The sequence below is a fragment of the Bacillus sp. GW823-FHT06A11 genome, from assembly GCF_058795355.1.
The window spans coordinates 231,510-244,163 of sequence record NZ_JBXAHS010000001.1 but is presented as its reverse complement, the minus strand read 5'-3'; the positions used below and the strand labels follow the sequence as shown (position 1 = coordinate 244,163).

At 37.3% G+C, this 12,654-nt stretch carries 6 protein-coding genes; all 6 read left to right on the top strand.

What is annotated here, in order from left to right; genetic code table 11:
• Positions 1–21: 21 nt before the first annotated feature.
• Genes dhbC through AC1Q8L_RS00995 form a run of 6 tightly spaced genes read left to right on the top strand, consistent with a single transcriptional unit; the run spans position 22 to position 12,610 of the window.
• Entirely contained in the window at positions 22–1,221 is a 1,200-nt protein-coding gene (dhbC, locus tag AC1Q8L_RS01020; RefSeq protein ID WP_001002071.1) for an isochorismate synthase DhbC, read from the top strand.
• Between the two features lie 12 nt (positions 1,222–1,233).
• Positions 1,234–2,850, top strand: a complete 1,617-nt coding sequence (locus AC1Q8L_RS01015) for a (2,3-dihydroxybenzoyl)adenylate synthase (protein WP_000960111.1) — start codon at positions 1,234–1,236, stop codon at positions 2,848–2,850.
• A gap of 24 nt (positions 2,851–2,874) precedes the next feature.
• Complete coding sequence (locus tag AC1Q8L_RS01010; protein WP_001007247.1) at positions 2,875–3,768, top strand: isochorismatase family protein; 894 nt, start codon at positions 2,875–2,877, stop codon at positions 3,766–3,768.
• A 33-nt stretch (positions 3,769–3,801) separates the two neighbouring features.
• Positions 3,802–10,959 (top strand): non-ribosomal peptide synthetase, encoded by a 7,158-nt coding sequence (locus AC1Q8L_RS01005; protein ID WP_001133889.1) that lies wholly within the window; start codon positions 3,802–3,804, stop codon positions 10,957–10,959.
• Positions 10,956–11,180 (top strand): MbtH family protein, encoded by a 225-nt coding sequence (locus tag AC1Q8L_RS01000; RefSeq protein WP_000184060.1) that lies wholly within the window; start codon positions 10,956–10,958, stop codon positions 11,178–11,180. The genes AC1Q8L_RS01005 and AC1Q8L_RS01000 overlap by 4 nt, the downstream gene beginning before the upstream one ends.
• A complete protein-coding gene (locus AC1Q8L_RS00995; protein ID WP_000644934.1) occupies positions 11,180–12,610 on the top strand; it encodes an MDR family MFS transporter in 1,431 nt (476 codons plus the stop codon). The genes AC1Q8L_RS01000 and AC1Q8L_RS00995 overlap by 1 nt, the downstream gene beginning before the upstream one ends.
• Positions 12,611–12,654 lie beyond the last annotated feature (44 nt).

Sequence of the window (12,654 nt, the reverse complement as noted above, 5' to 3'; positions counted from 1 at the left end):
AATTCAGGAGGTTATTATATTATGAATGAACATATAGCTGTAAAGGAATTGTCAGAAAAACTTTTAGAAGATTATAAGACTGAATCTTCATTCTTTTTCGCTTCACCAACTCGAACTATATTAGCAGAAGGAGAGTTTACTACAGTAAAGCATCGTGAAATTGAAAATTTCCCAGAGCTTGTGCAAGCGACATTAAGTAATGCGAAACAAGCTGGAAATCCAAATCCTATCGTTGTGGGTGCTTTGCCATTCGATCGTAGAAAAGAAGTCCAACTTATCGTACCAGAATATAGTAGGATTTCTGAGCGTTTACAATTGGATACAACAAATCAGCTTGAAACAAATGAGAACGTAACATTTGAAATGACGCCAGTACCAGACCCTGAAGTTTATATGAATGGTGTGAAGCAAGGAATTAAAAAAATACAGGACGGTGATTTAAAGAAAATCGTTCTATCTAGATCGTTAGATGTTAAATCTTCGGAAAAGATTGATAAGCAAAAACTTCTGCGAGAATTAGCAGAACATAATAAGCATGGTTATACATTTGCTGTGAATTTACCGAAAGATGAAAAAGAGAACAGTAAGACGCTAATTGGAGCAAGTCCTGAATTACTTGTTTCACGTAATGGTATGCAAGTTATTTCTAATCCGTTAGCTGGTTCAAGGCCACGTAGTGAGGACCCAGTAGAAGATAAAAGAAGAGCAGAGGAATTACTTTCTTCTCCAAAAGATTTACATGAACATGCGGTAGTAGTTGAAGCGGTTGCCGCTGCACTTCGTCCGTATTGTCATACATTACATGTTCCAGAAAAGCCATCAGTTATTCATAGTGAAGCGATGTGGCATTTGTCTACAGAAGTGAAAGGTGAACTGAAGGATCCAAATACTTCTTCTTTACAATTAGCAATTGCCCTTCATCCTACGCCAGCAGTTTGCGGAACTCCGATGGAAAAAGCAAGAGAGGCTATACAGCATATTGAGCCATTTGACCGCGAGTTCTTTACAGGAATGCTAGGATGGAGCGATTTAAATGGAGATGGAGAATGGATTGTTACAATTCGTTGTGCTGAAGTACAAGAAAATACACTGCGTTTATATGCAGGAGCTGGAGTTGTTGCTGAGTCAAAACCAGAAGATGAGTTAGCAGAAACATCAGCTAAGTTCCAAACAATGCTAAAAGCTTTAGGGTTAAGAGATAGTTCACTTAATGAAAAATAGGGGGAAGAAAGAATGCTAGTAGGTTATACAGAATGGCCAAAAGAATTTGCCGATCATTATCGAGATGAAGGATGTTGGCTTGGTGAAACATTTGGAGGAGTGTTAAGAGAGCGGGCTGAGAAATATGGAGATCGAATCGCGGTTGTAAGTGGTAAGAAGCATATAACATATAGTGAACTTGATAAAAATGCAGATCGTTTAGCAGCAGGTTTACTGAATTTAGGAATAAAGAAAGAGGACAGAGTTGTAATCCAGTTACCTAACATTATCGAGTTTTTCGAAATATGTTTTGCACTATTTCGAATTGGAGCGCTTCCTGTCTTTGCACTACCTTCACATCGAAGCAGTGAAATTAGTTATTTTTGTGAGTTTGGCGAGGCGAGCGCTTACGTTATTTCAGATAAGGCTCTCGGTTTTGATTATCGAAAACTAGCAAGAGAAGTGAAAGAGAAAGTGCCAACTTTACAACGTGTAATTGTAGTGGGGGAAGAAGAAGAGTTTGTGAACATAAATGATCTGTATATGGATCCCGTCTCATTACCAGAAGTTCAGCCAAGTGATGTTGCATTTCTCCAATTATCAGGAGGGACAACAGGTCTTTCTAAATTAATTCCTAGAACACATGATGACTATATTTATAGTTTACGTGTAAGCGCTGAAATTTGTAATTTGAATGCAGAAAGCGTCTATATGGCAGTTCTTCCAGTAGCACACAATTACCCAATGAGTTCTCCAGGGACATTTGGAACTTTCTATGCGGGTGGAAAAGTGGTATTGGCAACTGGTGGTAGTCCAGATGAGGCATTTGCTCTTATTGAAAAAGAAAAAGTTACAATTACAGCGCTCGTTCCGCCATTAGCAATGATTTGGCTTGATGCTGCATCTTCTCGTAATACCGATTTATCGAGCCTAGTGGTTATTCAAGTAGGTGGTGCTAAGTTTAGCGCTGAGGTTGCAAGACGTATACGCCCTACATTTGGATGTACGTTACAGCAAGTATTCGGTATGGCGGAAGGATTAGTGAACTATACAAGATTAGACGATCCGGAAGAAATTATTATTCATACACAAGGTAGACCAATGTCTGCACTCGATGAAGTACGAGTTGTTGATGAAAATGACAACGATGTACAACCTGGCGAAGTAGGTAGTTTATTAACAAGAGGTCCATATACAATTCGTGGTTACTATAAAGCTGAAGAGCATAATGCACGATCATTTACAAAGGATGGATTTTATCGCACAGGTGATCTTGTAAAAGTAAATGAACAAGGATACATCATTGTAGAAGGAAGAGATAAAGATCAAATTAACCGTGGTGGTGAGAAAGTTGCTGCGGAAGAAGTTGAAAATCATTTATTAGCACACGATGCGGTCCATGACGTAGCAATTGTATCTATGCCTGACGATTATTTAGGTGAACGCACCTGTGCTTTTGTTATAGCTCGCGGACAAGTTCCGGCAGTAAGTGAATTAAAAATGTTTTTAAGAGAACGTGGTATAGCGGCTTATAAAATTCCAGATCGAATTGAATTTATTGAATCATTCCCGCAAACAGGAGTCGGAAAAGTCAGCAAAAAAGAACTACGTAAAGTCATTGCTGAAAAACTTATTACAGTAAAACAATAATAAAAACCGGAAGGAAGTGATTAGATGGCTATCCCATCTATTTCAGTATATAAAATGCCAATTGAATCAGAACTACCAAAAAATAAAGTGAATTGGACACCAGACCCGAAACGTGCAGTACTTTTAATTCATGACATGCAAGAATATTTTCTTGATGCATATAACGATAAAGAATCACCAAAAGTAGAACTTATTTCAAATATTAAAATGATAAGAGAAAAATGTAAACAACTTGGTATACCAGTTGTTTATACAGCGCAACCTGGTGGACAAACGTTAGAACAAAGAGGTTTATTACAAGACTTTTGGGGTGACGGTATTCCTGCTGGACCAGATAAAAAGAAAATTGTTGATGAACTTACTCCTGATGAGGATGATATATTCCTAACAAAATGGAGATATAGTGCATTTAAAAAGACAAATCTATTAGAAATTTTAAATGAACAAGGAAGAGATCAACTCATTATTTGCGGTATTTATGCGCATATTGGATGCCTTTTAACAGCTTGTGAAGCATTTATGGATGGTATAGAGCCGTTCTTTGTAGCAGATGCAGTTGCTGATTTTTCACTAGAGCATCATAAACAAGCATTGGAGTATGCATCTAATAGATGCGCAGTAACGACATCAACAAACCTACTGTTAAAAGATTTACAAAGTGTAAAAGGTGATGAGAGTGAAGGAATCACTATACAGCAAGTACATGAACTAGTTGCACAACTACTTCGTGAGTCAGTAGAGAGTATTGATATTGATGAGGACTTATTAAATAGAGGGCTTGATTCGGTCAGAATTATGAGTTTAGTAGAGAAGTGGCGTCGTGAAGGGAAAGAAATCACGTTTGCAGATTTAGCAGAACGTCCAACTGTTGCAGGTTGGTACAGCTTATTATCTTCACAAACAGCACAGGTGCTGTAACAAATAGACTACATAATAAAGGGGTAGTAAAGAATGCCTAACAGTCAAAAGATTCGTCATTCGTTATCATCTGCGCAGTCTGGTATGTGGTTTGCGCAACAATTAGATCCGCTTAATCCGATATATAATACTGGGGAATATGTAGAAATAAACGGGAATATTCATCAAGACATTTTTGAATTAGCTGTACGTAAAGTTGTAATGGAAGCAGAAGCACTTCACGTTCGCTTCGAAGAGGATGAAATTGGCCCATGGCAAGTTATTGAAGAATCACAGTTTCATATGCATTTTATTGACGCTCGGAAAGAAGAAAACCCTGAAGAAGCTGCTAAAGTATGGATGAAAAATGATTTATCTATACCAGTCAATTTGAAAAAAGATACATTATTTACTGAAGCACTTATTCAAGTTGAAAATAATCGTTTCTTTTGGTATCAGCGCATCCATCACATTGTGATGGATGGCTATGGATTTTCACTTCTTAGCCAAAAGGTAGCGAATGAGTATACATCACTTATAGAAGAAACAAACAAGAGTGAAAAGCCATTTGGTTCTCTTGCAAAAGTCGTGCAAGAAGATATCGAGTATCGTGAGTCTAAACAATTTCAGGAAAATCGTACTTTTTGGTTAGAAAAGTTTGCAGATGCCCCAGAAGTTGTAAGTTTGGCAGAACGAGCACCGAGAACATCAAATGGATTTTCACGAGAAACAGCTTATTTATCTAGTTCTAGCACGAAAACTTTACTAGAAGATATCAATATTTCGTTAACAAGTTGGCCGGAATTCATTGTGGCTGTAACAAGTATTTATATGCATAAATTAACAGGTGAAAATGATATTGTTTTAGGTTTACCGATGATGGGACGTCTAGGTTCTGTATCTATTCATACACCAAGTATGGTAATGAATTTAGTTCCACTTCGTATTACAGTAACTCCAAATATAACTCTTGCGGAATTATTGCAGCAAGTTTCTAAAGAAATCCGAGATGTACGTCACCATCATAAATACCGTCATGAGGAATTAAGAAGAGACTTAAAGTTACTAGGTGAAAATCAAAGGTTGTTTGGACCGTTAGTGAATGTTATGCCTTTTGATTACGGGCTTAATTTTGCTGGAAATCGTGGTATTACGCATAACTTATCAGCAGGACCTGTAGATGATTTATCGATAAATGTATATAAACGTTTTGATCAAAATGAGCTAATGATTCATTTTGATGCGAATCCCGAAGTATATAATGGCGCAGAGCTAGCATTGCATAAAGAAAGATTTATGAATCTATTTGAATTAGTAATAAATAATTATGAGAAAAACGAGCCGATTGGAAAAATAAACATTACTCTGCCTGAAGAAAATCATAAAGTTTTATTGGAATGGAATGAAACGAAGGAAGACGATGAGTTAATCAGTTTACCTATATCATTTGAAAAACAAGTGCAAAAAAATCCAAATAAACTAGCGATTACTTGTGACGGTGTAATCCTTACGTATAAAGAGCTAAATGAACGAGCGAATGAACTAGCACATTATTTAGTAGAAGAAGGAATACGACCAAATCAGTTTGTAGCTTTAGTATTCCCTAGATCAATAGAAATGGTAGTTAGTATGCTAGCAGTCTTAAAGGCTGGTGCAGCGTATTTACCAATAGATCCAGAATACCCAGCAGAAAGAGTTAATTATATAGTAAATGATGCAAAACCAGTTTGTATCATAACACATTCATCTGTTTCATCTAAGTTAGTTATAGAAAAGGATATGAAAAAAATTGTATTAGATGACGAAGAAACGAAACTAGCGTTACATACATATTCTCGTATGAATATAGCATGTAAGAATGATGTATCACTTTTAAACCCAGCCTATACAATATATACTTCAGGCTCAACAGGAAACCCAAAAGGTGTAATTGTTCCTATGAGAGGTTTAAGTAACTTTTTAATGGCTATGCAGCAAAAGTTTTCATTAAATGAAAATGATCATTTATTAGCAGTTACAACGTTTGCGTTTGATATTTCTGCTCTAGAAATTTATTTACCTCTTATTAGTGGTGCAAGTTTAACAATTGCGCAAAAAGAAGACATACAAGAGCCATCAGCATTAACGACACTTTTACAAGAAGAAAGAGTGACAATTATGCAGGCTACACCGACGCTTTGGCAGGCGTTAGTAACTGATTATCCAGAGAAGCTACAAGGGCTAAATATACTTGTTGGTGGTGAAGCTCTCCCAGCGCATTTAGCAAATAAATTAAAAGAATTAGGTTGTTCAATAACTAATTTATATGGACCAACTGAAACGACGATTTGGTCTACTTTCATGAACATTGATGAAGGTGAAAAGGGTATACCACCTATTGGAAAGCCAATTTGCAATACAGAAGTGTATGTATTGGATGCAGGGCTACAACCAGTTCCACCTGGAATTATTGGTGAATTATATATTGCAGGGGAAGGACTTGCAAGCGGATATTTAGGAAAACCTGAGTTAACAGCTGAACGGTTTGTTGCAAATCCTTATGGAGAATCAGGGAAGCGCATGTACCGTACAGGAGATCTTGTGAAATGGCGTAGTGATGGTGCGTTAGAGTACATTAGTCGCGCAGATCATCAAATTAAAATTCGTGGATTCCGAATTGAATTAGCTGAAATTGAAACGGTATTACAACGACATGAAAATATTCAACAAGCGGTAGTAATGGTACGAGAAGATCGTGCAAATGATAAACGCATCATTGCGTATATCATTGCAGAAGAAAAGGAACCGATTAATCTTTCAGAAATTCGTTCTTATGTTTCAGAAAGTTTAGCGAATTATATGATACCATCGGCATTTGTTGTGCTAGAAGAATTACCATTAACGCCAAATGGTAAGGTTGACAGAAAGAAATTACCTGCTCCTGATTTTAATGGAATGAACAACGAGAGAGTTGCTAGAAATCCGAAAGAAGAAATATTATGTGATTTATTTGCAGAAGTACTTGGTGTTTCTCGAATTAGCATTGATGATAATTTCTTTGAAATGGGTGGACATTCACTTCTCGCATCTCGTTTAATGGCAAGAATTCGTGAAACGTTAAGTGTGGAATTAGGAATTGGGAAACTATTTGAATCACCAACTGTTGCCGAACTGGCGAAACAATTAAACCATGCAAAAAGCGCAAGACCAGCTATTCAGAAAGCAAGTAGGCCAAATGAAGTTCCACTTTCATTTGCACAGCGCAGGTTATGGTTCTTAAATTGTTTAGAAGGTCCAAGTCCTACTTATAATATTCCGCTAGTCATTCGTATGAATGGAATATTGAATCGGGAAGCATTACAAGGTGCTTTTTATGATGTAGTTGAGAAACATGAAACACTTAGAACAATTTTCCCTAACGTATTAGGTAGTTCCTATCAGAAAATTTTAGATATGGAAAATTTAAATCTAGAAATGGTTATAACTAATACATGTAAAGATGAATTAGAAAGTGTACTTTCAGAGGCGGTAAGATATAGCTTTAACCTCGATATTGAGCCGGCAGTTCGTTTGCAACTTTTTACAGTGAGTGAAAACGAACATGTATTATTAATTTTATTACATCATATTGTAGGTGATGGCTGGTCATTACAGCCGTTAACGAGAGATTTTACAGCGGCATATAAAGCACGATGTCAAGGTGACAGAGTTCAGCTGGAGACACTACCAGTTCAATACGCAGATTATGCACTTTGGCAACAGCAATTGCTAGGTGATGAAACGACACCAGAGAGTCTTATTTCAACACAATTAGATTTTTGGAAAGAAGAACTTAAAGGTTTACCAGACCAAATGGAGTTACCTACAGATTTCCAGCGTCCAATTGAGACGAGTTACCGCGGGGAAACAATTCATTTTCATATAGATGAAGGTATGCATAGTAGGTTAGTAGAGCTTGCACGTAAAAATGGAGTTAGTTTGTTTATGGTATTGCAAGCAGGGCTTAGTGCACTATTTACAAGATTAGGTGCAGGCACTGATATACCAATTGGAAGTCCGATTGCTGGAAGAAATGATGATGTACTTTCAGATATCGTTGGTTTATTTGTAAATACATTAGTGTTACGTACAAATACGTCAGGAGATCCAAGTTTTAAAGAATTATTAAATAGAGTGAAGCAGGTAAATCTTGCAGCTTATGAAAATCAAGATGTTCCATTTGAAAGGCTTGTTGAAGTGTTAAATCCAGTACGTACTCGAAACAGCCACCCGTTGTTTCAAGTTATGTTAGCTTTTCAAAATACACCAGAAGCAACGTTTAATGCACCAGATTTAGAAGCGAGCCTTGAAATTCAAAGCGTTGGTTCTGCAAAATTTGATTTAACATTTGAAATTAGTGAGAGTAACGAGGTTGATGGTACTCCGAACGGTTTATATGGATTACTAGAGTTTAGTACCGATTTATATAAACGTGAAACGGTTCAAAAACTAATAGAACGATTCATTTTGTTATTAGATGATGCAGCTACAAATCCGGATCAATCAATTGGCAGATTAGAAATATTAACTGTAGCAGAGAAAAATACAGTGTTAGAAAAGTGGAATGGTGGTTTTCAAATTGCACCAGAAATGACATTGCCACAATTGTTTGAAAAGCAGGCTCATATAAATCCAAATTCTATAGCTGTTGTCTTTGAAAATAAGAAATTAACTTATGAAGAGTTAAATAGAAAAGCAAATAAAATAGCTCGATTCCTAATAGCAAAAGGGATTGGTCCTGATCAACTCGTTGCTTTAGCGATGCCAAGATCATTAAACATGGTTGTAAGCTTATTAGCTGTTCTTAAAGCTGGTGCCGGATACCTTCCGTTAGATCCAGATTACCCAGCAGACCGCATTTCATTTATGCTACACGATGCGAAACCATCATGTGTTTTAACGAATTCAGAAGTGGAAATTGAATGTGATGAGGCACTAAAAGTTTTAGTTGATGATGTGAAAGTAATAGCAGAAGTTGAGAAATATAGTGATGACAATATTGATGAAGTGGAACGAATTAAGCCATTATCTCCATCACATATTGCTTACGTTATTTATACGTCAGGCTCAACGGGTAGACCGAAAGGCGTTATGATACCTCATCAAAATGTAGTAAGACTTTTAGGAGCAACTGATCATTGGTTCCAGTTTGACGGAAACGATGTTTGGACGATGTTCCATTCATACGCTTTTGATTTCTCGGTTTGGGAAATTTGGGGACCTTTATTATACGGAGGGCGTTTAGTTGTAGTGCCACATACTGTAAGTCGCTCACCGAAAGAATTTTTACAGCTTCTTGTTAAAGAAAAGGTTACGGTTTTAAACCAAACTCCATCAGCGTTCTATCAATTGATGCAAGCAGATCGTGAAAATGAAGAGATTGGCCAAAAATTATCTTTACGATATGTTGTTTTTGGAGGAGAAGCACTTGAACTAAGTCGCTTAGAAGATTGGTATAGTCGACATCCTCATAACGCACCAAAGCTTATTAATATGTACGGTATTACGGAGACGACAGTACATGTTAGTTATATTGAATTAGATGAAACTATCGTCTCTTTACGAGCAAATAGTTTAATTGGGTGCAGTATACCTGACCTTAAAGTGTATGTGTTAGACAACTATTTACAACCAGTGCCACCTGGAGTAGTTGGAGAAATGTATGTTGCAGGTGCAGGGCTTGCGCGTGGATATTTAGGAAGAGCAGGATTAACGGCTGAACGCTTTATCGCAGATCCATTTGGCAAGCCAGGTACAAGAATGTATCGTACAGGAGACTTAGCTCGCTGGCGTAAAGATGGGACGCTAGATTATATAGGACGTGCAGATCATCAAATAAAAATTCGTGGATTCCGAATTGAATTAGGAGAAATAGAAGCAGTCATAATGAAGCACCCTAAAGTTGAGCAAGTAGCCGTTATTGTACGGGAAGATCAACCAGGGGATAAACGGTTAGTTTCTTATATCGTTGCATCAAATAATGAAGCGATTGATACGAATGAAATGCGTCAGTTTGCTAGTGGTAGTTTACCAGATTATATGGTTCCATACGCTTTTGTAGTAGTAAATGAGTTACCTTTAACTCCAAACGGTAAGTTAGATAGAAAGGCATTGCCAGCTCCAGAATTTATCGCATCATCTTCTAGTCGTGGTCCAAGAACACCGCAAGAAGAAATGTTATGTGACTTGTTTACAGAAGTGCTAAGTGTACCTCAAATTGGAATTGATGACGGATTCTTTGATCTTGGTGGCCATTCACTCCTTGCAGTGCAGCTTATGAGCCGCATTAAAGAGGCGCTTGGAGTGGAACTAAACATTGGTACTTTATTTGCAGCACCGACTGTTGCAGGGTTAGCTGAAAGACTTGAGATGGGGAATGGTCAAAGTGCACTTGATGTGTTGCTTCCATTACGAGCAAGCGGGGAGCAATTACCACTATTTTGTGTACATCCAGCAGGTGGATTAAGTTGGTGCTATGCAGGACTTATGAAATCTTTAGGAACAGATTATCCAATCTATGGTGTACAAGCACGTGGTATCGCTAAAAATGAAGAACTTCCAAAAAGTTTAGAGGAGATGGCGGCGGATTACTTGAAACACGTTCGCGAAGTACAGCCTCATGGACCATATCGTTTATTAGGTTGGTCGCTTGGAGGAAATGTTGTGCATGCAATGGCGGCGCAACTACAAAATGAAGGGGAAGAAGTAGAATTACTCGTTATGCTTGATTCTTATCCTGGACACTTCTTACCGAATACGGAAGCGCCTACTGAAGAGGAAGCGTTAATCGCATTACTCGCTTTAGGCGGATATGACCCAGATAACATGGATGGTAAACCACTTACAATGGAAAGTGCAGTTGAAATCCTTCGTAAAGATGGAAGTGCATTAGCAAGTCTTGAAGAAGAGACTATATTGAACTTGAAAGAAACATATGTAAATTCAGTAGGGTTGTTAGGGAAATATGTACCGAAAGTTTATAACGGAGACATCTTATTCTTTAGATCTACTGTTATACCAGACTGGTTTGATCCTATTTCTCCAAATACGTGGCTAAATTATTTAGATGGGCAAATTGTGCAGCATGATATTGACTGTAGACATAAAGATTTATGTCAGCCAGGTCCACTTACGGAAATTGGACAAGTATTAGCGAAATATTTGCAGAATAAGAAAGGGGTAAGTAGAGTATGACGAATCCATTTGAAAATGATAATTACACATATAAAGTATTAATAAATGAGGAGGGCCAGTATTCTCTCTGGCCTGCTTTTCTCGATGTACCTATTGGCTGGAGTGTCGTATATGAAGAAGCTAGTAGGCAGAGTTGCTTAGAATATGTTGAATATAACTGGAAAGATTTGAATCCAAAAAGTAATCAAGTTCGTGAAAAAACATTAGCAGGAAAACGATAATGAAAGCAAAACTAAATCCAAAAGTAGTCGTAAGTATCGTTTATATAACTGCGATGTTTATGGCTGCGATGGATGCAACGATTGTAAATGTAGCACTACAAACGATAAGTAAAGAACTACAAGTACCTCCATCTGCAATGGGGACGGTTAATGTTGGGTATTTAGTTAGTTTAGCTGTTTTCCTTCCGATTTCTGGTTGGTTAGGAGATCGATTTGGTACGAAAAGAGTATTTTTAATTGCTCTTTTCGTATTTACAATTGCCTCTGCTTTATGCGGAATGGCTAATGATATTACTTCATTGAATATTTTCCGTATTATTCAAGGTGCTGGTGGAGGGCTTTTAACACCGGTCGGAATGGCGATGTTATTTCGAACATTTTCACCAGAGGAAAGACCGAAGATTTCTCGGTTCATTGTACTTCCAATTGCTGTAGCACCAGCAATTGGTCCTATCATCGGTGGTTTCTTTGTAGATCAAATGTCTTGGCGTTGGGCATTTTATATTAATCTACCGTTTGGAATCGTTGCATTGCTCTTTGGACTTCTATTTTTAGCAGAGCATGTTGAAAAATCAGCTGGTCGCTTTGATTCTCTCGGCTTTATTTTATCAGCACCAGGATTTGCGATGCTCATATATGCACTCAGCCAGGGACCATCAAAAGGGTGGATTTCTCCAGAAATTATGAGTACTGGGATAGCTGGGGTTGTATTCATTACATTGTTTATAATCGTAGAACTGAAAGTAAAGCAACCAATGTTAGATTTACGCTTATTAAAAGAACCAGTCTTTAGAAAGATGAGCCTTATATCATTATTTTCATCAGCTGGTTTACTAGGAATGTTATTTGTTTTTCCACTTATGTATCAAAATGTGATAGGAGTTTCCGCGCTAGAATCAGGACTTACGACATTTCCAGAGGCGATTGGATTAATGATTTCTTCACAAATTGTGCCATGGTCATATAAGAAATTAGGAGCTCGAAAGGTAATTTCTATAGGATTAATTTGTACGGCGATTATCTTTGTTTTATTAAGTTTTGTAAATCACGATACGAATCCGTGGCAAATTCGGGCATTATTGTTTGGTATCGGTATTTTCTTAGGTCAATCTGTCGGTGCGGTTCAATTTTCTGCCTTTAACAATATCACGCCGCCTTCCATGGGGAGAGCGACTACTATATTCAATGTGCAAAATCGATTAGGTTCAGCGATAGGAGTAGCTGTTTTAGCTAGTATACTAGCTGGTTTTGGAAGTAATAACGTTCAATCCGATTTTTTACCATATCAAGCAGCATTAATTGGATCAGCAATATTTTTGCTCATAGCACTACTATTTTCTTTACGTATTTCCGATAAAGAGGTAATGTCAAATAAGAAAGAAAAAACATTATCTGTATCAAAAAAAGAGAAAGCACTCGTCAATGAATAACAATATACGTATGCTTTTTTATGAAAATTGATATTCGTTGAATA